The 24,166-nt window shown below is 59.6% G+C and carries 18 protein-coding genes and 1 pseudogene; 13 read left to right on the top strand and 6 right to left on the bottom strand.

All coding sequences use genetic code 11. From position 1 onward, the window contains the following. Window positions 1-272 (bottom strand): annotated as a pseudogene (locus tag ACH2ED_RS08310) (hypothetical protein); the annotation flags it as partial. Window positions 273-541: 269 nt separating this feature from the next. Here ACH2ED_RS08310 and ACH2ED_RS08305 point away from each other — a divergent pair. From ACH2ED_RS08305 to ACH2ED_RS08260, 10 genes are all read left to right on the top strand, one after another. Then, the gene (locus ACH2ED_RS08305) at window positions 542-952 is read left to right on the top strand and encodes a hypothetical protein (RefSeq protein WP_395090104.1); all 411 of its coding nucleotides are present in this window, start codon (window positions 542-544) and stop codon (window positions 950-952) included. A gap of 89 nt (window positions 953-1,041) precedes the next feature. Beyond that, entirely contained in the window at window positions 1,042-3,432 is a 2,391-nt protein-coding gene (locus ACH2ED_RS08300) for an efflux RND transporter periplasmic adaptor subunit (protein ID WP_395090102.1), read from the top strand. Continuing rightward, complete coding sequence (locus ACH2ED_RS08295) at window positions 3,429-6,755, top strand: efflux RND transporter permease subunit (RefSeq protein WP_395090100.1); 3,327 nt, start codon at window positions 3,429-3,431, stop codon at window positions 6,753-6,755. The genes ACH2ED_RS08300 and ACH2ED_RS08295 overlap by 4 nt, the downstream gene beginning before the upstream one ends. Then, window positions 6,752-8,077, top strand: a complete 1,326-nt coding sequence (locus ACH2ED_RS08290) for a TolC family protein (protein WP_395090098.1) — start codon at window positions 6,752-6,754, stop codon at window positions 8,075-8,077. The genes ACH2ED_RS08295 and ACH2ED_RS08290 overlap by 4 nt, the downstream gene beginning before the upstream one ends. Window positions 8,078-8,109: 32 nt before the next feature. Further along, window positions 8,110-8,421: an ArsR/SmtB family transcription factor gene (locus ACH2ED_RS08285; RefSeq protein WP_395090096.1), complete on the top strand. Its 312-nt coding sequence runs from the start codon at window positions 8,110-8,112 to the stop codon at window positions 8,419-8,421. A 194-nt stretch (window positions 8,422-8,615) separates the two neighbouring features. After that, window positions 8,616-9,086: a hypothetical protein gene (locus ACH2ED_RS08280; protein WP_395090095.1), complete on the top strand. Its 471-nt coding sequence runs from the start codon at window positions 8,616-8,618 to the stop codon at window positions 9,084-9,086. 1 nt (window position 9,087) lies between these two features. Then, a complete protein-coding gene (locus ACH2ED_RS08275) occupies window positions 9,088-9,756 on the top strand; it encodes a redoxin domain-containing protein (RefSeq protein WP_395090094.1) in 669 nt (222 codons plus the stop codon). A 617-nt stretch (window positions 9,757-10,373) separates the two neighbouring features. Beyond that, on the top strand, window positions 10,374-11,531 hold the full coding sequence (locus ACH2ED_RS08270) for a TolC family protein (protein WP_395090092.1): 1,158 nt from the start codon (window positions 10,374-10,376) through the stop codon (window positions 11,529-11,531). Beyond that, window positions 11,528-13,126 (top strand): efflux RND transporter periplasmic adaptor subunit, encoded by a 1,599-nt coding sequence (locus tag ACH2ED_RS08265; RefSeq protein WP_395090090.1) that lies wholly within the window; start codon window positions 11,528-11,530, stop codon window positions 13,124-13,126. Before ACH2ED_RS08270 ends, ACH2ED_RS08265 begins: the two co-directional genes overlap by 4 nt. Before the next feature lie 4 nt (window positions 13,127-13,130). Beyond that, on the top strand, window positions 13,131-16,253 hold the full coding sequence (locus ACH2ED_RS08260; protein ID WP_395090088.1) for an efflux RND transporter permease subunit: 3,123 nt from the start codon (window positions 13,131-13,133) through the stop codon (window positions 16,251-16,253). Window positions 16,254-16,626: 373 nt separating this feature from the next. Here ACH2ED_RS08260 and ACH2ED_RS08255 read toward each other — a convergent pair whose 3' ends face one another. Genes ACH2ED_RS08255 through ACH2ED_RS08245 form a run of 3 tightly spaced genes read right to left on the bottom strand, consistent with a single transcriptional unit; the run spans window position 16,627 to window position 19,502 of the window. Continuing rightward, window positions 16,627-17,058: a hypothetical protein gene (locus ACH2ED_RS08255; RefSeq protein WP_395090086.1), complete on the bottom strand. Its 432-nt coding sequence runs from the start codon at window positions 17,056-17,058 to the stop codon at window positions 16,627-16,629. Further along, a complete protein-coding gene (locus ACH2ED_RS08250; protein ID WP_395090085.1) occupies window positions 17,034-17,759 on the bottom strand; it encodes a hypothetical protein in 726 nt (241 codons plus the stop codon). The genes ACH2ED_RS08255 and ACH2ED_RS08250 overlap by 25 nt, the downstream gene beginning before the upstream one ends. Before the next feature lie 48 nt (window positions 17,760-17,807). Further along, complete coding sequence (locus ACH2ED_RS08245; RefSeq protein WP_395090083.1) at window positions 17,808-19,502, bottom strand: efflux RND transporter periplasmic adaptor subunit; 1,695 nt, start codon at window positions 19,500-19,502, stop codon at window positions 17,808-17,810. A 92-nt stretch (window positions 19,503-19,594) separates the two neighbouring features. On the opposite strand from ACH2ED_RS08245, the gene ACH2ED_RS08240 reads away from it, so the two are divergent. Beyond that, entirely contained in the window at window positions 19,595-19,987 is a 393-nt protein-coding gene (locus tag ACH2ED_RS08240) for a hypothetical protein (RefSeq protein ID WP_395090081.1), read from the top strand. A gap of 52 nt (window positions 19,988-20,039) precedes the next feature. On the opposite strand, the gene ACH2ED_RS08235 is transcribed toward ACH2ED_RS08240, so the two are convergent. Beyond that, the gene (locus tag ACH2ED_RS08235; RefSeq protein WP_395090079.1) at window positions 20,040-20,684 is read right to left on the bottom strand and encodes a DUF4476 domain-containing protein; all 645 of its coding nucleotides are present in this window, start codon (window positions 20,682-20,684) and stop codon (window positions 20,040-20,042) included. Window positions 20,685-20,751: 67 nt separating this feature from the next. Between ACH2ED_RS08235 and ACH2ED_RS08230 the strand changes: the two genes are divergently transcribed. Together ACH2ED_RS08230 and pyrF are read left to right on the top strand one after the other, a co-directional pair. Beyond that, window positions 20,752-22,257: an ArnT family glycosyltransferase gene (locus ACH2ED_RS08230; RefSeq protein ID WP_395090078.1), complete on the top strand. Its 1,506-nt coding sequence runs from the start codon at window positions 20,752-20,754 to the stop codon at window positions 22,255-22,257. A 2-nt stretch (window positions 22,258-22,259) separates the two neighbouring features. Further along, window positions 22,260-22,985, top strand: a complete 726-nt coding sequence (pyrF, locus tag ACH2ED_RS08225; protein WP_395090076.1) for an orotidine-5'-phosphate decarboxylase — start codon at window positions 22,260-22,262, stop codon at window positions 22,983-22,985. Between the two features lie 91 nt (window positions 22,986-23,076). Here the strand turns inward: pyrF and ACH2ED_RS08220 are convergent, their stop codons facing one another. Next, entirely contained in the window at window positions 23,077-23,436 is a 360-nt protein-coding gene (locus tag ACH2ED_RS08220; protein WP_395090074.1) for a hypothetical protein, read from the bottom strand. Window positions 23,437-24,166 lie beyond the last annotated feature (730 nt).

The following is a 24,166-nucleotide window of genomic DNA, read 5'->3' as shown; positions in this document are numbered from 1 at the left end:
TAATCTTGTCCCATATCTTTTCCCGACAGGGCTGACATCGCCATTTGCCAGCCCTCTTCCAAACCATCTAAACGACGAAGCCCAAGCCACAAACTTTTCACACCCGCACGGGGGGCAGAAGGGCAAGGACGAAAACCGCCAACACAAGCAATGGCAAGGATTGCATCACTTACACTACAAATAGACTTACCGCTATGGGCAGACAAAACGGTGATACTTAGCTCCGCAAAAATATTTCTATAGTCTTCGGCAAAAGCATTGACGTGTGACATTTGGGATCTCCTGATGGGAGCATTCGGAGACCCCCTCTCGCACCTGAGGAATTTGGACATTTGCCCAATTATTCAATACTTTTGAAATCCCGGCACGGAACTCCTCCCTCGACAACGCCTCTTTTCAGCGCGGTTTCCACCGTCAAATTAGTCTAAACGCGAATAGAGAGTGAGTGTTTCGGCCATGAAACGTGAGCAGCTCCCAACTTGCTGGACTCAAGTGGTGAGGAACTTTTCGATAGGCATCGAAGGTATAGTAAGTAACAACAATGCGACGCGTTCTGGCGATCTTCCTGGTAGCGGTTTTTGTGGCAAGCTCCTTGCCGCAGTCAGCGAGTGCTCGCCTTATCTGCCGCATGACGGGCGAGGAGATGCAGCCGGTCGCCGTCCAAGATGATCCGAACTCCTGTTGTGCGGTTCGGGCTAAGTCTACCGGGGGCATGGAGCTAGCCAATCGCTCCTGCTGCGATCTGAAGATCACTCCCGGCCACACGCCACTTCCCAGCACCAGCTTCACCAACGTTGCAACAGCAGTAGCCGCTCTAACAACTTTTACTCTGGTCTTGCCTATCCAGAGCTTTGTCGAAGTCGCTGCCTCAGTAAGCCTTCTGGTTACGCCGCTCTATCGCGGCCCGCCCCCATCACCCGATTCTCCACGCGGCCCGCCCACCCTCTCCTGACATCTAGCGCTACGCCTTCTGGTTAGCGCCTGCTCGTCCGCGCCCACGCACCACACTCGAATGGTGCAGACATCGTCAGGAGAAATCCCATGTCTTCCCTCAAGAAACTAACATATCCTTTCAACAAAGTAGCAGTCTCGCTTTTCGCCGCTCTGCTGCTTCTTGCAACTTCGGCTCTTGCCGGGCCAAAGGCTGAGGCGGGTCCGTACCGTGTGGAAGTCGTGACCTCGCCGTCGGTCGTCTCGCTCGGAAAAGGGCAGCTTCTCATCACCATCACCGATGCCTCCAGCAAGCCGCTTGGTGGCCTCACCGTTACCGCGCTCACGGGGATGCCGGGGATGAGTATGGGCGAGCGCGAGGAGAGTGGACGCCTCAAGGAAGGCCAGCCAGGTACTTACCAGGTCGCGGCACAGTACCCGATGGAAGGCGGCTACGAGTCCACGATCCAGATCACCGGGGCACTGGGAAAAGCCACCGCGAAGATCGCCTTCAAGACGGGCGACGATACCGCAGCCACAGCAACGACGGGGTTTCCCGTTGGCAAGTTACTCAGCATAGCACTCGCCTTGCTAGCTCTTGGCTTCGTGCTCTACCGCGTTCGTAAGACCGGCCAGAGGGTTAATCTGCGCTCGCTCTTAAGCGGCCAGGTGCTCGGTGGACTTGCGCTTCTTGCCGCCATGACAGCCGCCGCAATCTACGTGGTCGGGCACTGGAGGCGAGCGGGCGCGATGACTCCCATGGACGCACAAGCCGCCGACATGACCAACATGCCGCCCCCCTCTGGAACGACTCCTGTCGAGCTTGCCATCGTCACCCGTGGCAGCATCACCAGCACGCTACGAACCGCTGGAACCGCCGCAGGATTCACCGAGCAGGACATCGCGGCGCGTGCTCCTGGCGTTCTTCAGCAAGTGCTGGTCTATCCCGGCGACAAGGTGAGCAAGGGGCAGCTCCTCGCACGGCTAGATACAAGGCAGAGCGCCCCCCAGACCGCCGAGAAAGTGGCGATGGCGAGCATGGCGAGGCAAGGCGTTGCGGTTGCACAAGCCGAAAAAGCGCAGGCGGAGCAGGAGGTTCACCTGGCCCACGCAGAGCTCGCGGGTAAGCAAGGCGCTCTCAATGAAGCCAAAGCCATGGTCGTGTCCGCAACAGAGGAGAAAGCAAGCAGTGAAGCCGCCCTCATCGCCGCCGAATCTCAAACGACCGGAGCGCAGGCGGAGCTACAAGCGACTCGGGCTGACCAGACCTACTGGCAACAGCAGATACAGCGCTCTAAAAAACTTCATGATGCCGGAGCCATCTCAGGCGAAGAGCTTCAGCGCGACACGGCGCAGGCGGCGAGCGCCGATGCCAAGGTTCAGCAGGCCACTGCAAAGCTCTCCGAAGCGGCGGCGATGGTGAAAGCCGCGCAGTCAAGTAGACGCAAATCCGAGGCGCAGATTGTGGCGGCGCGGGCGAAAGTAGTGATGGCGGAGTCGGAATTGGCCGCTCACAACGCCCATGTCCGCTCGTCGGGTGCAGCGGTCACGACGGCGGTGCGCAAAGTTGACCAGGCGCAGAGCGGGGTGAATCAGGCGAGCGCGGCACTGCAAGCTGCCACGATTAACCAGGGCTTCTCCGAGATTTGGGCAGAGAGTGACGGGGTCGTGCTCCAACGGCTCGTCAGTCCGGGAACGCTCGTCAGTCCCGGCCAGGTGGTACTAAAAGTCGCCGAAATACGCCCCCTTCGCCTTCAAGCCACCGTAGCTGAGGCAGACCTCGCACAGATTCGGGTTGGAACCACAGCGGGTATCCAGCCACGAAACGGCGGTAAGGCACTAATGGCGCGGATCACCTCGGTTTCGCCGCAGGTAGACCCCGTAGCAAGAACGGGCATCGTCGAGGCGCTCGTCCCCAACGCAGACGGGAAGCTCTTACCGGGGCAGTATGTCGCCTTCGAGATCGAGACAGGCGCACGGAAAGATAGCCTGAGAGTGCCGACTCGTGCGATCCAGTACGGCACGCAGTCCAAGCCCTTCGTCTGGCTTGCTGAGCCTGCCGGACCAGGGCAATTTAGCGTAAAGCGAACTCCTGTGACGCTTGGTGTCGCTGGCTGGGAGACGGTCGAGATCATCAGCGGCTTGACGGAAGGGCAGCGGGTTGTCGTCAGTGGAGCCACCTATCTCAAGAACGGCGAGGCGGTTTCACAAGTCGAGCACCAAGACGAAATGCAGACGAAGAACGAAGTCTCTATCCAGGTCACGGAGCAGGGCTACGAACCAGCGACAATCTCGGTGAAAGTGGGTGTTCCCGTCAAGCTGACTTTCACCCGAACCAGTGACAAGACCTGCGGCACCGAAGTCCTCTTCCCAGACTACGGCATCAACCGGAAACTCCCGCTTAACATTCCAACACTCGTCACGTTCACACCGAAGAAGGCGGGCGATATCGCTTTTGCATGCGGGATGAACATGCTCAAGGGAAAGCTGGTGGCACAGTGAAAAATCCTAAGACCAATCCGCTTCATCTGATCCATCGGTGGAGCATCGAGCACCCCTACGCCATCATCGCCTTCTATGTCGCTGTCGTCGCGCTGGCGGGGTTCGTGGTGGCGAAGGTCATGCCCCGCCGCTTCGCTCCCTACGTCGAGTCGCCGATGCTGGGCGTTGTCACCATGATGCCGGGACTCTCCGCGCCCGAGATGGAGCTACAAGTCTCCAAGCCCATCGAGGAGCAGATGATCGCCGTCAAAGGCGTTCACTCGGTGCGCTCCACCTCGCAGGAAGGCGTCTCTATCGTCACGCTGGAGTTCCCCTACGGCACCAACATGCAGCGGGCAACAACCGATGTTCAGTCCTTGATGAACGTCACTCAGGGGAGCCTGCCAAGCACTGGGGCGAACATGAAGCCCTCGTTTGTCGTGCCGATTGACCCGCTGAATCTACCCGTCGTCTCACTCGCGCTCCGTGGCGACCCTAAGGAGGGCTGGGACGAGACTCGGGTGCGTGAGTTCGCCGACAACGAGGTGATTCGGCGGCTCAAGACCATTGCTAGTGTCCACGCCGTCGTGCCCTTTGGGGGCTACCGCAGGCAATTACAGGTGACGGTAGACCGGCGCAAGCTCTCGGCGTACCGGCTCTCGATCCTCGATGTAAAAGCGGCGATAGATCGCTTTAATGTCGCAAAGTCCGGGGGAACTGCCACGAGCGGGCCAACGGAAGCCACGGTACGCATTGATAGCCAAGCTGCCACCGCAGAGGACATTCTCGCCTACCCGATAGCCTCCACAATGGGCACAAACCATGTGGTTTACATTCGCGACGTGGCAAGTGTCATTGATGGACACTGGGAGCGGCGTAGCGCCTATCACTATGTCCAGCACGATAAAGGAACGGCGGGCAAAGTTATCCCCGCGATAGAGGTTTCCGTAGTTCAAGACCCTGGAGCCAGTAGTGCCCAGGTCGTTCCCGCGATCATGGCGGTTGTTAGGCAGATGGAGGCGGAGAACCCTGGCCTGCACTTTGAAACCGCCTACGACAATGCACATTTCGTTGACATCCTCTTCGACAATGTCTGGCACGAGCTGGGACTCGCCGTGCTGCTCACAGCTCTAGCCGTCCTCTTCTTTCTTGGTGAGTGGCGCGGCACCGTCATCGCCATGATCACCGTGCCAACGTCGCTCGCACTCGCGGTTCTGCTCATGCTGCCGTTTGGCATGACCTTCAACAGCGGCACGCTTATTGGTCTGCTGCTCTCCATTGGGCGGCTGGTGGACGACTCGATTATTGATATTCACGCCGTCGAGCGGCACCTCAAGATGGGCAAAAATCCCAAGAGCGCCACCATTGACGGAATCGCTGAGGTGCGGGTCGCCGTCATCGCGTCCACCCTGATGATCGTGCTCGCTCTCATGCCGCTGCTTTTCTCGGGAGGCATCACGGCCCTGATGTTCGTCGAGCTGGTCTGGCCGCTGATCTTCGGGCTGCTCGCCTCGATGCTCGTCAGCTTCACCCTCACTGCCCTCCTCTGCGCCACGTTACTTCGCCCCGAATCAGCAAGAGAAGAAGACCGAAAGCATCCGGCACTGCGCTTTCTCTACATCGTTCTTGACCCGATTCAACGCGGCCTCACCCGCATGGAAAAAGGCTATGGACGGGCAATTTATTGGATGTTACGCCATCGGTTCGCCAACCTTGCTCGCGTTCTTGCCACTGTGATAGTCGGCTTCACCTTCTACTACTTTATTGGCTCGGAGATGATGCCCCTGGCCGATGTCGGGCAGGCAAACGGCTTTTTAGAGATGGCTCCTGGCACCTCCTTTGCCGAGACGGAGCGGGCCGTCGGGAAGCTGGAGAAGATACTCTTAAAACACCCCGAGCTGGAGAAAACCAGCATTGAAATCGGGCAGGAGAGCATGTTCGAGTCTTGGACCCCCTTCTTCACCGGCTACCAGATGCCCCAGGTCAACGGAGCATCTCTGATGCTCACCTTCTCCGACAAAGACCAGCGCAAGAAGACCATCTGGGACGTACTGGACAGTGTGCAGAAAGAAGCGCTCACCACCATTCCCGGCATTCGTCGCCTCCAGATCAAGGAGATGGGCAGCGATGTTATGGCGACTGCCGCCGCGCCGGTTCACGTCAATATCTATGGCCCGGACTTAGTCCAGCTCGACCGGATCGGGAGTGAGGTGAGGGCTATTGCGGGCAAGATGCCTGAGATGTTCCAGCCCGCCACGACTTGGAGCCTGGCACTGCCCACTTGGAACGTGAAAGTAGACCCGCAAAGGGCACAAGAGGTTGGACTCTCTCCATCAGCGATCTCCGAGCAGGCGTACTACGCACTCCGGGGCGGCCTGACGGAGAACTTCTGGAGGTTGCCTGGCCAGCGGCAGAACACGATCCAGGTACGGCTAGAAGGCGACCAGCACGAGAGCGAGCAGGACGTAGAGAACCTTCCCATTGCTCTTTCCGATGGCAGAAGCGTCCCACTGAAGTCACTGGCGAGCGTGGAGCACACCATCTCGCCAACAGTCATTGAGCATGACAACCTGCGGCGCGTTATCGGGGTGACGGGCTACTACCGCCTCGGGAGTCTGCCCTCGATGGACGTCGTGATGAACCTACTCTCCAACTCCTATGGGGGAAACAAGAAGCTGGGCATTGCGCCGGTGAACTTCCCGCCCGGCTACGGGATGGAGATGCGCGGGGACATGACCCAGATGATGGACAGCTTCCGCCGTCTGCTTGCCGGACTGATGCTCTCACTCGCCCTGATGTACCTAGTGCTGGTGATCCAGTTTCGGGGATTCTTGCAGCCGCTCCAGATGCTGGCATCCCTGCCGCTGGAGCTGGCGGGTGTCTTCCTAGCACTTTGGATCGCCCATCAAGCCTTCTCCACGGTCTCGATTCTGGGCACCATCGTACTGACGGGCATGGACATCACGACAGCGGTGCTCTTGATAGACCTGGTGATGAAGTACCGCGATAAAGGGATTCCCAGAGACCAGGCGATTATCGAAGCTTGTCCCGAGCGCCTACGCCCCATCCTGATGACAGCGGGAATCTCGCTGGTGGTCTTGCTCCCGGTCGCCATCGCCCCTAAGACCGGCCTTGATGCCTACCAGCCGCTCGCCACTGCGGTTTGTGGTGGCCTGATCATCGGGACGGTGCTCTCGCTCTTCGACATTCCCATCATGCACACCTACGTGGACGACTTCATCCGCTGGCTCAACAAGACGTTCCTAAACCGCGACTGGCAGTGGCAAAAGACAGATACCGATGGGGAAACATCGCCCACTGAAGAGGAAGAGGCAGTCCAATGATCGGAATCGTTCAGGTTGTCGCTGCCCCAGCTCCGGGGCGTTCGGAGTCCCTTCTTGCTGGCCGTAAAGTGGTGGACAGAGCGGTGACGATAGACGAGGCAGTTGCCATCGCGCTGACGGAAAGCCCCGTGATTCGTAGTGCAGGTATGGAAGTCGAAGCGGCAGCGGGCAGGGTGGATTTGGCGAAAGCTCAGAAGCGACTGCAAGTCTCGGCGAGTACCTTCCTCGCGGGAGGGAGCAGCGGCAATATAGTCTCTTCACCCGGCGGGCAGATGCTGATGGGCTTGCCACGAGGTGCGTTCTTCGACCAGAACGTCGCGCTTATGGCTCCACTGGACCTATCGGGACGGCTCGGTGCGCTGACTCGGCAGGCATCGCTACTTCAAGATGCCTCTAGTGCGGAGCGAGAAGTAGTGCGCCAAGAGGTCATCTTGCTGGTGAGAACGGCGTTCCGCGACGTGCTGGCAAAACGAGCAATGGTCAGTGTAGCGAATCCCCATCTGACCGAGAGCGAGGAGCGCTTGAAGCTGGATCGTGCGCGGCTTGCGGCTGACAGCATTCCCGCGTTCTTTGTCCAGCGGGGTGAGGCCGAAGTCGCGGAGGCAAGGCAAGCTCTCACCAACGCAGAGAAAGACGAGCAGGTCGCCCTCGTGCAGCTCAAGACGATCATGGGCATTCACCCTGCCTCAAAACTTGAACTCACGCAGATAAAAGAGGGCACTAACCCCCTTCCCGGAGAGCTCGCGGCACTCTTACTCTTAGCCGAGAAGCAGCGGCCTGAGCTGCTTGCTATGCGCCGTAAAATCGAGGGCGCGAGCGCGGGGCTGGAGGCAAATAAGCGGGGCTATCGGCCCCAGGTAAGTGCTTTCGCGATGGGCGATTCGATGGCGGCAAGGGGGCAAAAGGGCTTTACGGGGACGACGTTTGGTATTGCTCTCTCGGTGCCGCTCGTCACGGGTGGCACTCAGCAGGCGGAGCGCCGCACAATGGAGGCGATGCGCCGAAAGGAAGTAGCCGAGGAGGAGCGAGTCCTGCTTCAGGTTGCTCAGGAAGTGCAAGTTGCCTTGCTGGATCTCCAAGCGGCGACAAAGAACATCGAGACGGCGCAGATAGCACTGACCGCCGCGCAGGAGAGCTACCGTATCGCTCGGCTACGCTACGAGGCAGGACGAAGCATACTCACGGAGGCTCTCGACGCTCAGACGGTGAGGGTGAAAGCAGAGAGTGCCGTTATCCAAGCAAGACTCCAGGCGGGATTGGCGCAGGACAAGCTCAAAAGGGCCACAGGCGACCAGCTTGCAGGGGCGAGTATCTCGCGATAAAATCATTCGACACTTATCGAAAGGTTTCACCCATGCTCGATGTCGCCGCGATCTTCAAAGCGCTCTCTGACCCGACCCGGCTCGCGGTCTACAACTGCATCCGCTGCTGTGGCCCTACCTGCGGCTACCAAGCCGACTCGGGGCAGTGCTGTGGCTCATGCGATGGAACGGCAGCCTGCGCCATTCGCTGCCAGGTGCCCTGCGCTCCCAGCACCCTTACCCATCACCTCAACGAGCTGCGCGAGGCGGGCCTCATCGAAACCGAGAAGCGCGGACGCATCGTCTACTGCAAAGTCAAGACCGAGGCACTCGCCGCCATCGCGGGCTTCGTGAGCGGAAAATGAAAGCACCACTTTTGTTTCTTGCCAGCCTTCTTCTCGTCGCTCCAGTGTGGGGGCAGGAGTCGGGAAGCCAGTCCATCAAGGATAAGCTCCGCTCGACTCTTCCCCCATGAACGGGCTGACCGGGCGAAGGCTCACCGCTCCGTGCGAGCGGCATTCAAGGAAAGTATCAGTTCTCCCAGCGCTACGTGGACTCCGTGCAACAGCGCCCCCGCTGGCGCACGACTCTCACGGGACGGGTTTCGCCGCGCTTCCAAGTCGGGGTGGAGTACAACCCTAATGCGCCTAAGGAGAAGGTAAATCCGGTAGGAAACTACTTTATTCAGGCCGAGACAGAAAGCAAGCCAGGGATCGTGGCGGGCTTCTCCAGCGACAGGATCGGCACCCCCTACGGCATGAGCTACTTTGTCTCCGCGCAGAAGCAGCTCGGCGGCGAATCGGGCCGTGTCGCGCCGTATATCGGGCTGTCCTACTCGGAGTTTGGCAAGGAGATTCTCACCCCGTTTGGTGCGAGTATCGGCCTGCGTGACGATCTGGTGCTCCTGCCGATGTGCGATGGTAAGTATGGCCACACCACGCTCTCGTGGTTCAGCAAGCGCGGCGAGAGCATCAGCCTCATCGCGGCGTTCAACAAGCGATTTGGAATCGCTTTCGCGAGGAACTTTTAAAATGAAATACCTACTGGCGGCACTAACCGCTCTCGTTCTTTCTCTTGCTGCCTTTGCCCAAGAGAAGGCCCAGCGCGTCACCGGCAAGCTCCCTGCGAAGGCGGTCTGCTTTATCTGCTTCCAGAACGGGGAATCCGAAGAGGAGAAGCCAGCCGGAGCCGTAGCCTACAAAGGCAAGACCTACTATTTTTGCAACAAGGCGGAGGTCGAAAAGTTTCTCAAAGATCCCGAGGTCTTTATCCCGGCTCCCGTACCGCGCTCCGCTCCTGTGTTCACGCTCAAGACCCCAACAGGCGAGACCGTTAGCCTCGAATCGCTGAAGGGCAAGCTGGTTCTCGTGGACTTCTGGGCGACCTGGTGCGTTCCCTGCGTCAAGGCCATGCCCGATATGCAGAAGCTCCAAGACAAGTACGCAGCCAAGGGCTTTACAGTCGTTGGCATCTCCATTGACGACGAAGGCGCAAAGAAAGTCACTCCTTTCCTAGCCAAGAGCAAGGTCAAGTTCACCTACCCGATCTTGCTAGACAACGGCATGGTCTGGAAAGACTGGGGCGTGAAATCCGTGCCTTCTGTGATGCTGGTCAAGGGTGGGCAGATCCTGAAGCACTGGAGCGGAAAAATCGAGATAGGCGAGATAGAGAAAGCGGTGCGCGAAGCTCTGGCTCCCTAAGCAAAACGTAGACAGGTATACTAAAGCATCAATGCGAAGACTCCGGCTCCCATCCTTCAAAATCCTGGTAGCTCTTCTGCTGGCATTCTCTGCCAGTGCGCCTTCGCTCGCCGCGACGGTTTCTTGGTTCTGTGATGGGCGGTTCTGTGGTATTTCTTTGTGTTGCTGCGATCAGCCCGATCTCACCAAAAACGATGCCAACTGCCGCAAAATCGAAAACACGCAAAACCAGCCTTCGATCTGTGAGGCCGAGTGTGGCTGCACTCCTGTCCTCTCCTCGGTTGCCGAGCAGCACTCAACGCTTACCGCAGTAATACATCTTCCCACGCCAGTATTTGCCGCTCTTCCTCCCGCAGTCTCCCCTCTGATTCCGGCATACTCTCCTGTGATCCGGGCATACGTCCCGGACTATCGCGGTCCACCGACGGTGAGCATTACGCTTCTTTCTGCGTCTCTTCGCGCTCCGCCCGCTTCCTGAAAACGAATCTTTGTTCGTCTCCGAGCCTGTTCTAACCCGCTCGTTGACTTGCGTTTTTCAGGAGGCATTTTTGTTACCTATTCCCATAACCTTACATCGCTTACACCAAGATGTAGCACCACTCACCGTAGATTCGGCGGTGCAAGCGGCACTGCTGCATAACCCGCGTGTTCTGGCAGCGAAAAAAGAAGCCCTTGCGGCCCGGCTGGGCATTCGCTCCGCAAGGGCGCTCGCAAACCCCGAGTTCCTGGTCAGCCCGGCGCTTGGAGCCATCAATGGCACGACGGAGGAGCTGCTTCTCACTCAGCCACTGGAGATCAACGGAGCGCGAGCGGCCCGCACAAAGCAAGCGACTGCACAAGCGCAGGGAGTTTCCGCCCACGCGACGGCTGAAGTGCGTGAGGTCGTCGCCCTGGTCAGGACAGCGTATGTCCAGCTCTGGCGGGAGCGTCAGCTACTCTCCGTCGCCAAAGACTCCCTAGAGAATGCGACAACTTTAGACCGGATTGCTCAAAAGCAGGTCGAGCTAGGAAGCCGCCCTGGTATTGATCTGGCTCAGACCGGCCTCGAAGTCGCTCGCGCCGGGCAACAGGTCACGCTCGCCGAGGGGCGGGTAAAAAGCGCCGAAGCGGCGCTGAGTACGCTGCTCGGACTGAAGCCAGATGCAATGGTTTCTGTGCTGGAGCTACCGCGCACGAAGATAGAGCTGGCCTCGCTGGAGCTTGCCACAACCCAGGCACTCGCAGCCCGAACGGAAATAACCATTGAGGCGGCGACATTGGAATCGCTTCGCCAAGACGGGGCGCTCGCTCGCGCCGAGGGTAAGCCCGATATCGCGCCCCAGCTGCGCGCCCAGCAGCTCGTCACGCGCCGAGCCACGTCGAAGGACTACGGTTTCTCCGTTGCCATTCGACTCCCGCTGATTGACTGGGGAAATCGAAAGAGCCGTATCCAGCAGAGTGAAGCCGCCGCGCTTGCTCAGTCGGATCGGATCGAGGCAGCTCGCCAGCAAGTTCGGCAGGAAGTTGCCCAAGCCTATGCAAGGCAGAGCGCCGCGCAGAGCGTCCTGACCTCGTTTGGCCCCGCGCTGGAGCAAGCCAGAAAGCTGCTCGCCGCCAGCAAGGTCGGCTTCGAGGAGGGCAAAACAGCCTTGCTTTCTGTGCTGGAGGCGCAGCGTTCCTACCGCGCAACGCTCGCTGACTACGCCCAGGCCCAGGCCGATGCCAGCCTCGCGCAAATCGAAATCGAACGCGCCACCGCCGCGTTCCCCGTCACACTTGGAGAAACAAAACTATGAACAGAGCTATTTTCGCGAGCATTGCATTATTGATGCTTGCCGGGTGCCAGAGGCCCACAGAAGAGACTGTCAAAGAAGAAGCAAAGCCCGAAGAAAGCAGTACAACGGTAACTTTCGAGAAAGAAACTCTCCAGCTTGCTCAGCTCGGTGTCGAGACGGCAAAAGAGAGCGAATCGAGCGAGCGGCTCACTGTCACCGGGACGCTGGAGGCAGACCCTTCCGCCACCGCCATTATCACAGCGCGAGTCGAGGGAAAGATCATTCGCCTCACTCCCGGCATTGGGGACACGGTTGCCTCGGGAAGTGTCGTTGCCATCGTCGAGAGCGAGAAACTCCACGAGGCGCAGCTAAACCATACTCTTGCCCTCAAGCGCCTTCAAGCCGCCGAGAGCGATCTGGCGCGTCGCCGCAAGCTCGCCGGACTCGGAGCCTACGGGCGACCCGGTGTGGAAGAGGCGCGTAAACAAGAAACGGATGCTGGAGCAATTCAAGAGCGTGCCCGAAGCGAAGTGCGCACCGCCGAGGCAGTGCTGGCAGAAGCAAAGAGTCGGCTCATTTCCCACGAGTCGGTGATCGAGCAGGCGAAAACTGCCGAGGTACTGGCTGCAAGTCAGGTGGAGCTGGCGGAGAAGCAAGCGGCTCGAAGTGAGCGCCTCCTCACCGCGCAGCTTGTCTCACGCCAGGAGCACGAAGGTGCGCTGGCACACGTAACCAAAGCCAGAGCCGAGCGCGAACACGCGCTGGCCGAGATCCGCGCCACACAAGCGAAACGCGAGGAGCTTCTCGCAAGCATCGAGAGCGCGAAGGCAAAACGAGACGGCGCGGAAAAGGCCATGGAAACGAGTGTCCGGCAGCTTGAGTTGGCGCGGCAGGCGCTCAAGCGTGGTGAGGCCATCTACAAGGGGGGCTTTCTCACCAGCCGTGAAGTCGCCGAAGCGGAAGCTACAGTCGCCCAGGCGCGAGTCAATGCCGAGGGCGCTCTCGACGATGTGCAGCTTCTGGGCGGTCAGCCCGGCGACAACCACTCCATTCCCGTCAAAGCCCCGTTCGCCGGGCGAGTTCGGGAGCGCAAGGCGACGCTCGGACAGACGGTTATGGCGGGTGAGCCGATTCTCACCCTAGTGAATCCAACCGTACTTTTCGCGCAGCTCGCTCTCTTCCCCGCCGACCTGCCCCGCGTACGTCCCGGTCAGAGCGTCACTCTCACTATCGAGGGCCGAACCGTCTCGGGGGTTATCGAGCGACTCGGCGAGGCGGCGGACGAAAAGACCCGCTCGGTGAAGGTTCGAGTGCGTGTGGACAACCGCGCCGGACGACTGCGCCCCGGTCTGCCCGTCACGGCGAAGATCTCCCGTGCCAGCGAGCGCATTCTAGCCGTGCCTGCGGGTGCCGTGCAAACGGTGAATGGTAAGAAAGTTGTCTTTGTCTCCGGGGAGAAAGCAGGCGAGTTCGCGCCTCGGGAAGTGCGCGTTGGTACGACTCAAGACGGCAGGACAACGATTCTCTCGGGGTTGAAGCCGGGCGAAAAATTCGTCGGCAAGAATGCTTTTCTGGTCAAGTCGCAGGCCATGAAGAGCGAGTTGGGAGAGGAATAGAGTCATGATCGAAGCCATTGTAAAGTTTTCTCTCAAGCAGCGAGCCGTGGTTCTTATGCTGTCGCTTTTGTTATTCGGGCTTGGTGTCTGGAACGCCACGCAGCTACCTATTGACGCGGTGCCGGACATCACCAATGTCCAAGTGCAGGTCAATGTGGTAGCTCCCTCGCTCGGAGCCGAGGAGGTCGAGCGCCAGCTCACGTTCCCGCTGGAAATCGCGCTGGCGGGACTGCCCCACTTGGAAGAAACGCGCTCCATCTCGCAGTTCGGCCTCAGCCAAATCGTCTTAGTTTTTGACGAAGGCACCGACCTCTACTTCATTCGCAACCTGGTCTCTCAGCGGCTCGAAGGAGCCAAAGAGCAGCTTCCTCCCGGTGTCAAAGCTGAGATGGGGCCGGTCAGCACGGGCCTGGGAGAGATCTACTACGCCCGCCTCGACAACCCGAATCTCTCGCTGATGGAGCGGCGCAGCCTCATGGACTGGGTGGTGCGGCCCGCACTTCTCTCCGTGCCGGGGCTGGCCGAGGTCAATACCTGGGGCGGCGAGGTGCGCCAGATTCAGGTGCAGCTCGATCCGCAGAAGCTCCAGTCGTTCGGGTTCTCGGTTCCCGATGTGGTGAAAGCGGTCGCCGAGTCCAATGAGAACGCGGGCGGCGCGGCGATCTCACAGGGCGGCGAGCAGCAGCTTGTGCGGAGCGTGGGGACTCTCAAGGGGGCCGAGGACTTAGCGAAGATCGTGCTGGGAGCGCCCGAGGGCGTGCCGGTGACACTGGCTCAGGTCGCCACTATCGCCGACGCGCCACTGGTTCGTCAGGGCGCGATGAGCGCCAACGGCCAGGGCGAGCAGGTCTACGCGATCAACCTCTTACTGATTGGGGAGAACGGACGCGTCGTGGTGGAGCGCGTGAAAGATAAGGTGAGCCGGATTGAAAAGTCCCTCCCTCCCGGCTCAAAGCTTTTAGGCTTTCTGGACCGCGCGGAGCTGATTAACCGGACGCTTCAAACGGCGATAAAAAACTTAGTCGAGGGCGGCGTTCTCGTCGTCGTTGTCCTATTTCTGTTCCTACTCCAGATTCGTGCCGGGCTGATCGTCTCGGCGGTGATCCCGCTGGCGATGCTTTTTGCCATCATCGGAATGAAGACATTTCACGTCTCGGCGAACCTGATGAGCCTTGGCGCGATTGACTTCGGCCTGATCGTGGACGGCGCGGTGATCATTGTCGAAAATACCGTCCGTAGATTGGTGGAGGCGCGGCACGAAGCCGGGCGCGATCTGACCGAGGACGAGCGGCAGGCGCTGATCTACAAAGCCGCTGCAGAAGTCCTGAAGCCGTCACTGGCTGGCGTGGTGATTATTATGGCGGCCTATCTCCCGATTCTCACGCTGGTCGGGGTCGAGGGAAAGATGTTTCGCCCGATGGGGCTGACGGTTCTCTTTGCGCTCTTCGGCGCTCTGCTACTCTCGCTGACTCTCATCCCCGCGCTCTGCTCACTCTTTTTGAAGGTGCGCTCGGAGAAAGAGAATCCTATCGTTCATGCGCTGGAGAGAGCCTACCGCCCGCTCCTCAAGCGAACCCTGCGGCTTCCTATTGCTCCCGTGGTTCTTGCTCTCGCTCTGCTGGGGCTGGCGCTGGCGCTGTTCCCGCGCCTGGGGAGCGAGTTCATGCCGCAGCTAGACGAAGGAGCCATCGCCGTCGAGGCGATCTACGCGCCGAGTATCTCGCTCGACGAAGTGATCGAGCGGGCAGGCGTCGCCGAGAGATTTATCCAGAAGAAGTTCCCCGACGAGATCAAGGAAGTCGTGACGCGTATCGGACGACCCGAAGTCGCCACCGATCCGATGCTGATTAATCAGACGGACATTTTGATTGATCTGACTCCGCCCTCGCGGTGGAAGAAAGCGAAGACCAAAGACGAGCTGGTGGAGAAAGTCGCGGCGGAGCTGGGCAAGCTGCCAGGCGTCGCGACCTCGCTGACGCAGCCGATCCAGATGCGCATGGGCGAGCTTCTCGCCGGGGTCGGTCAGCGCTCGGATTTAGGCGTGCAGCTCTTCGGCCCGGACGCGCAGGTTCTCGCCACGGAGGCCGACAAGCTGACTAAACTGATTGAGAGCGTTCCCGGCGCGGTGGACGTTCGCGGCGAGACGACTCAGGGGCTTCCTCAGCTTCAGATCGTGCTGGACCGCGACGCCATCGCACGCTACGGGGTTCGTATCGCGGAAGTGAACGCCACGGTCGCGGCGGCGGTCGGAGGGCAAGTCGCCACCACCCTCTCCGACGGCGCGACGCGAGTGGATGTCTCGGTACGGCTGGAAGAAAGGTTCCGCGCCACGCCTGAGGCGATTGGACAGATCTCCGTCGCGGTTGCAGGCGGCGGGCACGTTCCGCTCTCCCAGCTTGCTAAAATCGCGCAGTCAGAAGGGCCGGTGCAGATCTCCCGCGAGAACGGCCAGCGGCGCATCACGGTTCAATCCAACGTCCGGGGGCGGGACTTAGGCTCGCTCGCCGAGGACGTAAAAAAGAAGCTGGATAAAGACTACAAGATTCCGACTGGCTACCGGCTGGAGTACGCGGGCACGTTCGAGCAGCTCCAGAGCGGGCGGGCGCGGCTCGCCATCGTGACGCCGCTGGCGTTTCTCTTGATCTTCTTCTTGCTCTACACGACCTTCGGAAGCCTGAAGCAAGCCTTGCTTGTCTTCACCGGGATTCCCCTTGCCGTCACCGGCGGCGTCTTCGCACTCTTTCTGCGCGGGATGCCCTTCTCCATCTCAGCGGGTATCGGCTTTATCGCGCTGGCGGGAATCGCAGTGCTAAACGGCGTGGTCTTGGTCAGCTTCATCAACGACCTGCGCCGCGACGGAAAAGAGCTGAAGGAAGCGGTGGTTGAAGGAGCCGTCGCCCGGCTACGGCCCGTTCTGATGACCGCGAGTGTCGCGGGCATCGGGTTCCTGCCGATGGCGCTTGCCACGGGCGCGGGAGCCGAGGTGCAGAAGCCGCTCGCCACGGTCGTCATTGGCGGCCTGATCTCGGCCACACTCTTGACTCTGATCGTCCTCCCGACGCTCTACGCCTGGTCGGAAAGAGGCGCTCGAATGCGCGACCATGCCGAAGTCCTGAGAGAAAAGTAAAATACTCCGGCCTAAAGGCCGGAGCTTTTTATTGAAAGCGGACACCACAAAAGCCTCAAGAGTTCTCACTTTCTTGCAGGCCGAGCACTGATCCATCAGCTTAAAAAAGAGTCGGGTTCTGGTTTGTCTTACCCTAGTCTTGGATGTAGCGGCGAATCACGCACTCCTCCGTCTGACCAATACACGCCGACGATACTTGGGTGTCCAAACAAGGTGAACACGAAGTCGATGTGTCGTGTGAGCACCAGCAAGATAGCGCGAAACACTCTCACAAGCCAACCGTTTTTGGCGATGGTATTGATTTTGGCGAACGTCTTGTTGCTACTAACAGGTTATTCCCATTCAATGGAGGAGTTTAAACTTGGAGAGTCCCTTATTCATAGAGGGCGGTGTAGCTCGATTGAACGGCCTCCGCTTCGGCGTGGGCTTCGCCGGCGTGCTCCGGGTGCGAAACGGCTAGCACGGCGAGAAAATCCAGCGCGGCCTGGTAGGCAGGGCGCTCGTAGCGGGCCATCACGGGGGTTCGGGTAAAGACACCGCTCCAGAACGAGTGGGTCTTGAGCAAGTGATTCTGCCGCGTGTGAAACTCCTCGTGTACCAGTGTCTCCGCCAGGCCCACCACACTGCCTAAAAGCGCCTCGGGGCCAATCAAAATCACACCTGTCAGCGTCGCCTGCCCCCGGTCACTAAGCTCTGGGACATAACGAACCGTGCGGCGCGTTAGGTTCTGCGCAATGGCCTCGTAGCCCGGAACGCATGCAATCAGCGCAATAGCCCTGGTTATTTCGAGAGCTTCTTGAGCCATGCGTTCTCCGGATCGTCTTTACGCACTTTCTCATACCAAGCGCGTGCCTTCGCCGGATCACGCTCCAGCCGCCCTAGCGCTGCAAATGCCGTCGCACGCGCCTTCCCCGCAGGGAGCGCCTCACTGGCATCTTGGAGGAATTTCTGAGCGGGCTCGCTCTTACCCTGGCTAGCCTGAAGCAACCCGAGTGCCAGGGCCGCCTCGCCGTGTGTGTCTCCCTCCAGCGCCGCCCGGAAGCATTTTTCCGCTTCATCGTCTTTTTTGAGCACCTGGAAGTAGAGGCTGCCTTGCTCCAAAAGTGCAACCGTTCCCGTTGCCTTTTTCAGCGCGGTCAGCGCCTCGGCGTCGTTATTCAGCCCCATGTGTGCAAACCCCAGATAGAGCTGCGCCTCGGAGTCGCTGTCGAGGCCGGTGAGCTTCTTAATCGCCGCTTCGTAGCCCCCAGCGGCGTAGTAGGCCAGCCCGACGGCTTTAAGACGCTTTGTGTCCGTGGGATTTTTCGCCAGCTCCGTCTCGACTCGATCCACGCTGGTCTGAGTGCCCGGCGGCACCGGTCGGCGGCGGTAGATATCGGCGAAGAGCCCCAGCGGCAGGGTGGGAGAGGCACTTGCACCGGGGAGCGAGACCGCGAGGGGCTTAGGAGCCTCGCGCTTGCTTTCACAACCAACAAGAAATACCAGCAACCAGAGGGCGCGTTTCATAGCTCTATCTTACCCGTCCTGTGAAATCCCCACAAAGACGTGGGTGGATTAGTTTGACCTGTCCATCTTGATCGTGCGCCGGTCTTTGGCATCCAGCTTGGGCACTTCCACTTTATCGCCCGGTTTGAGGCCCGAGATAATCTCAACGCGCGCTTCATCTTTCAAGCCCAGCGTGACACTCCGCTCTATCTTCTGGACTTTCTCGCCGGTGCCCGTGACCACCATCACTTTATTGCCGGGACGAAGCGCCTCGGCAGGCAGAACCAGCACGCTGTCTTTTTTATTGAGAAGAATGTCCACGCCCGCCGTCATGCCAGGTCGCAGGCGCTTGTCACGCTCCGTGACGGCGATCTTGACTTCAAAACGGACAATATTGCCACTGGCACTGCTTGTCTGCGACTGCTGCGTGCTGGTGAGCGAGGCGGGCGCGAGAGAGACAACACGCCCGTGGAACGTAACTTCCTGAATGCCGTCCACACGGATCTCCACAGGAAGCCCCACGGAGAGCCGCGAGACATCCACCTCATTTACATTGACTTTCACCTGCATCTTGGTGAGATCCGCAATGGTCACAATCGCCGCGCCCTGGGCAAACCCGGCAGTCGCTGAGGCAACGAGCTCGCCCTCCTCAAGATACTTCCCCGTCACTTCTCCCGCAATCGGGGCGACAATGCGAGTCTCTGCCAGTAGCACGGACTGCTCCGCGACCCGGTTCTCGTTCTGAGCGACATCGGCCTGAGAGCGCAGAATATCCTTGCTACGCACCTGCGCTTGGCGGGCATTGGCGCGCTCCGTGGCGAGCTGTACTTCGGCGGTCTTGACAGCCACTTGTGCCTGGTTGTAGCGCACTTTCGACTGCTCGACGCGTATCTTCGCCGTCTCGACACGCACTTTGGCTGTCTCGACAGACATCTTCGCCGTGTCTACGCCAATCTGTGCGGGAGCGATGTCCTCTTTGCGCGGCCCCTCTTTCAGGAGCGCGACCCGCTCCTGGGCACTGGCCAGATCCGCCTCGGCCAAATCAATCTGGGTCTGCGAAGAATCAACTTCCTGCTGGGCAATAAACCCCTTCCCGAACAGGAGCTGGCGACGCGCCAGAGTGCGCCGGGCGTCCACCAGCTGCGCCTGGATACGGCGTACACTCTGCTCAGCCTGCTGCACATCCTGCGAGCGGGTGGGTGCAGCGGCCTGCTCCACTCGCTTCTGTGCCTGGGTGATGCCCACCTTGGCGTTCTCCAGGCCCACGTCGGCGTCCTTGAGGCCCACCTCGGCATCCTTCACATTGACACCCGCCTCACGCAGGCTTACTTTGGAGTTCTCCAGCCCGATCTCAGCGCGGCGAACGGCAAGCGCTGTGGTCTGAAGAGTGAGCTGGTAGCTCTCTCGCGACTGGGAGAGCCCGGCCTGGCTTGACTGGAGCTGCGCCTGAACACTGGCAACCTGGCGCGAGACCTCGGTCGGGTCCACGGTAGCCAGTGGTGCCCCCACTGCCACTCTATCGCCGGGTCGGACGAAGATTTTGAGGACACGTCCTCCCACACGGGATTTGACATCCACCTTGGTCACTGGCTCCAGCGTCCCCGTCTCCGAGACTTTTATCGCAATCTTCCCGACCTCTGCGGTCACGAGTCGCCCAATCTCGGGTTTCGCGGTTGCCTTGGCCCGCATCTGGGAGTAGCCAAAGCCCGCTCCACCTAGCACGACCAGACCAATAATCGCCGTTCGAATAGCTTTTCCTGACACCTAGATTTGCCCTCTTTGGAAGCTAGGACAGCCTTGGCTTGCGGCAGGTTACAAGTTCGGGCGATAGAATGCGTAGCAAGGAGAGTTTCTCGATGAAGAAATCCATTCTTTGGACTGCCGCCGGTGTCGTTTCCGCCACCGCACTCTGGGCCGCGATCAGCCTACCCCAGCACTCACCCGTACGTCCCAGTGCTCGCCAGGCGGTCATCGCTTGTAGTGTCGTGGTGGAGGTTGATGATCCCAACGATGGGCTTGGTATGTCCGTGTCCCTCTCTACGGAACCCTCCACACTGGAGTGGAGTGGCAACATCGCTACGATACACTCCAAAACAACCAGCACCACCATCGGTTCCCCAACCAGTGCGCTCCATCCCACTACCCTGACAATTACTCGAACGACTCAGGAGCGAGGTTCAAATTTTTCTCGATGTAGCCGACAGAGCATCACACGTACCTTCCAGCCTGGCGATACCTTCAGGCTATAGAAAAAAAGCAGCCAAGAGCCTATGCTCCGGGCTGCTTTGGTTTACCGCGAGTCTACCGAACGCCGAGCCGCTGGCAGACACTGGCCCACGAGGTCGTGGACTTGAACGACTCGCGGATGGTGTAGAACCGCCCCGCGTCCGTGAGGCGTGGATAGAGCAGATAGGCGGTCTCCTCTTGATCCCGTGACTGATCCACCACTTTCAGAAGATCGCGAAGCTGGCCGCTGGTAATCCACTGCTCTAGGGCGAGCTGCCGCACGATCCGCATCTCGTCGCCCGCCGTGCGTGCCCGGCGCACGGCAAAGATAATCTGATCAAACTCACTGTCACGCATCGCCTGACGACCCCGGTTACGGTCGTTGACCTGGCTGTAGTTCTGATCGCGCAGACGGATCACCTCGCGCTCCAGCGCACGCGCATCACGCTCCGCATTCTCCAACAAGACTTCCAGGCGGCGGCGGTCGCTGTCGGGATCACGCCGCGTCTCGCGCTCACGGGCCCCGCCCCCCTCTTTTTCGCGAGTACTGAGCACGCGGCTCAGTAAGCCACGCGCATCCCGCAAGTCATCGGCCAAGTTTCGCGCCATGGTCTCAGGGGTTAGGTTTGTCCCCCAACTCTTTTCGCGCTGCGCCCAGACGGGCACCAGTGCCCCGACGCTCACCACCGCTGCCAATAGTACTGTCATCTTTCGTTTCATGGTCATCTCTCCAATGCTTTATACAACGATTTCCTTGCGCCAGCCGTGACGGTATACTGAGTGGCGTATGCCTGCCCCGCTTCGTCGCTACCTGCCCGCGCTGATTCTGTTGCTGGCGCTGGTGTTGCGGCTCTGGGGAATTGCCTGGGGGCTTCCCGATGCGAGCCACCTGTTTTCCTACCATCCCGATGAGTCTATTGTCGTCGGCTATGCACAGCGCCAGCCCGGCCAACAGCTCCTCGACACGGGCTTCTACAACTACGGCTCCCTCGCCACTCTCACGGATCGCTTCCTTCTACTGGCCACGGACGGCGCAACGGGCCTTCTAACCGCAAGTAGCCTCCTTCTCATGCGCCTGGTGAGCGTGGCCTACGGCATTGGAACCTGCGGTTTACTAATTCTTCTTGGCAAGCGCCTGGAAAAACCCGACGTGGGGCTGAGCGCCGCCGCACTTTATGCCGTCGCGCCCCTGGCCATTCAGCACGGGCACTTCGCCACGGTAGATGTCCCCGCGACGTTCTGGGTCACGGCGAGCCTGTTTATGGCCCTCACAAACCCGAAGTTATTCTGGTGTGGACTCTTTGCAGGGCTGGCGGCAGCAACGAAGTACAACGCGGGATTAGTTCTGCTCGCCGGAGTCGCAGCATGGTTTCTCTCTGGGAGGCGCTCCCTCAAGTCACTAGGGCTGTTGCTCAGCGGCGCAGCACTCGGCTTTCTGCTAGGTTGCCCCGGTGTGCTGGTGAACTTTCCTCAGTTTTGGAAGGACTTCACCTTTGAGCTGGCCCACTCGCGAACGGCACAAATTGACTTTGTAGGACAAATTGCTGCGCTCTACTGGCCGACTCTTGGCCTGCTGGCAGCGCTAGGCAGTCCGCTCTGGTTAGTGGGAGTCTGCAAGGCGCTCGCCTCACGCACGCGCACCGAGCTCACTCTGCTGGCCTTTGTCCTGCCGTACTTACTCTTGCTCTGCGTCTCCGCGAATCAGTACGCTCGCTACGCCCTGCCGCTGCTTCCCGCGCTCTGCTGGCTGATTGCGAGCCTACCCTGGAAGCCGCTCGTGGCTCTAGGGGGTACGCTCTCGCTTCTGTTTTCTCTGGCACTGTGCTCCGTGATGGTGGGGCCAGACCCTCGCGACGAAGCCGCAGTCTTTCTGAAGCAAAAGGGAGCTGCTTCCGTCGGTTTTGCCACCGGCCCGTGGTTCTGGTCGCCACCGCTCCATCCCGGACTCTCGCATCCGTCCCCACGGAGAGCAAAGAGTGCTGCCGAGAGCTCCAATCCCCTTAAACTCTTTGCCGTGCCGCCGGGCCGAGACTGGGACGCCGCCCTGCTTGATGAAACCAGCCCCGATGCCGTCGCGCTCTCCGAGATCGAGTACAGCGCGGTGGTGCAGAAGAAAAATCCACAGGCACTGTCGTATCTGGCGGCACTCACGGCGCGCTACCCCATTAAGACCGTCTTCGCGCACCCAATCCCACTCTTGGGGGCACGCGAGAGCAGCGGCCTGCCCTGCCAGCCACTCCCTATTGACATGCTCTATCCCAACCAGAGTGTGGTAGTTTTCACCAAAGAATAGCTATGATAAACGAACCTAAAGACCGAATTCTCGTCGCCCTCGACTACGACAATGCCGCGGATGCGCTTGCGCTTGCCCAGAAACTCGCCGGAAAAGTCGGCGGTGTCAAAGTGGGGCTGGAGCTGGTGAACGCCGCCGGCTTCGATATTTTTGGACATCTCCAAGATGCCGGAATCACGCGCATCTTCTACGATGCCAAGTTTCACGACATTCCCAACACCGTCGCGGGCGCGATTCGTGCTGCCACCAAGCGCGGTGTTTGGATGGTCAACGTCCACACCTGCGGCGGAAAAGCCATGATGGAAGCCGCCAGAGAGGCTGCACACGCTTCAAGCAACACACCGCCGCTGCTCATCGGCGTGACGGTTCTCACTAGCCTGGATCAGCTCGCCCTCTCGTCGGAGCTGCGGGTGACCGGCTCGCTAAGCAAGCACGTCACACACCTTGCCCAGCTTGCCCAGTCCGCAGGGCTCGATGGCGTCGTCGCAAGCCCCCTAGAGCTAGAGACGATTCGTGCGGCCTGTGGCGAGAGCTTTATCACGGTGATCCCCGGCATCCGCCCTGCGGGTGTGGGCACGCAAGACCAGAAGCGCGTCGCCACGCCCGCGTCTGCCGTGGCCGCCGGAGCGCACTACCTCGTGGTTGGGCGCGCCATCACCGCCGCCGCTGATCCCGTCGCTGCCGCCGCTGCCATTGTGCAGGAGATTTCGAATGAGTCCGCCGATTGAAAGCGATTGGGAACCAATAATTCGGCAGTCGCGGAGCGACTTCTTGGCAGAACGCCTACCCATGTTGGCAGAACGCCTACACACGCCGTTTTCAACCGGCAGCGGCAGGCTTGCGTGTTCGTGGCTTGCGCTCGGACTTGGGGATGTAGCCCATCTCCTTGTAGAGCGCCCCATCCGCGCCCCCGACCGTTCTATCCGCACGCACTCCATTGACCACCAGCTCCAGCGCCTCCGCCGTCGCCGCATCGCCCGTCTCACGCTCTTTGATCGCGTCGGTCATCTGGGTATCCAGCGTGCGAATGCGCTGCCGTGCCTCTATCGAGTCTTTCACAATTGCCTTGAACTGCGCCAGAGTCATACCGCCAAAGGACTTCTCCGGTGCCAGGGTTTCCCACGCCGTGAGTGCCGCCTGGTACTTCTCTTCTACTAAATTAGGTGCCATCGCTGCCATTTGAGATCGTTCTCCTCCGTATGATAAAGCATCCCTCATGGATGCAGAACTATCATACAGCATTCGTCGTTTACGAATCAAGAGGCGATATCTACAAATCACGATTTATAATCTAACAATCGCGATTCGTAACTTATGAATCACGATTTCAAACCTTGCTCCTACGATTGTGAAATCAGGGTAAGCTGGCTCATGTCAAATTTTTGGTACTCCAGGTAGGCACGTATCATTGAGGAATAGATGCCCCGAGGCGAGACAAACTCTCGCAATCTATTTAATGCTTCAGTGCGTCTTTCTTCCTGTGAGAACTTCACGGACATTTCATAAAGTGACAAGGCTGTATTGACCTGTCCGATTTGTTTGCGATAGTTCTCGGTCAAGCTCACTCGATCCAGTCCGCAAACCGTGATCGTCTGGGTTCCTCGGAGATTTCCCTGTTTCGCTAGAAGCGTCGGAGTCGTCTCTTTCAGGGCAGGGTTGTCCTCAAACCTCCAGACGAAAAACTTCGTAGGGTCATCTACACAAGGATTGACCAGTATCGCCTGCTCAGCACGATCCCACTCACAAGGAGCTGCCCGATTTGGCTCCGCCCGTGTCGCACTTGCCCCCAGAGGAAAGCGGTCTTCTTTGTAACTTTAGTTTCCGCTAATTGCGGGGGACTTTTCAGTCTTTTTTTGCCGACGATGCGCCGCGATCCCCACCGGCAAATGGGCAAAAACAGAGCGCTTAT

Source organism: Armatimonas sp. (genome assembly GCF_043757465.1).
In the GTDB taxonomy this organism is placed as follows: Bacteria; Armatimonadota; Armatimonadia; order Armatimonadales; family Armatimonadaceae; genus Armatimonas.
This window is presented reverse-complemented; position numbering and strand designations above follow the sequence as displayed.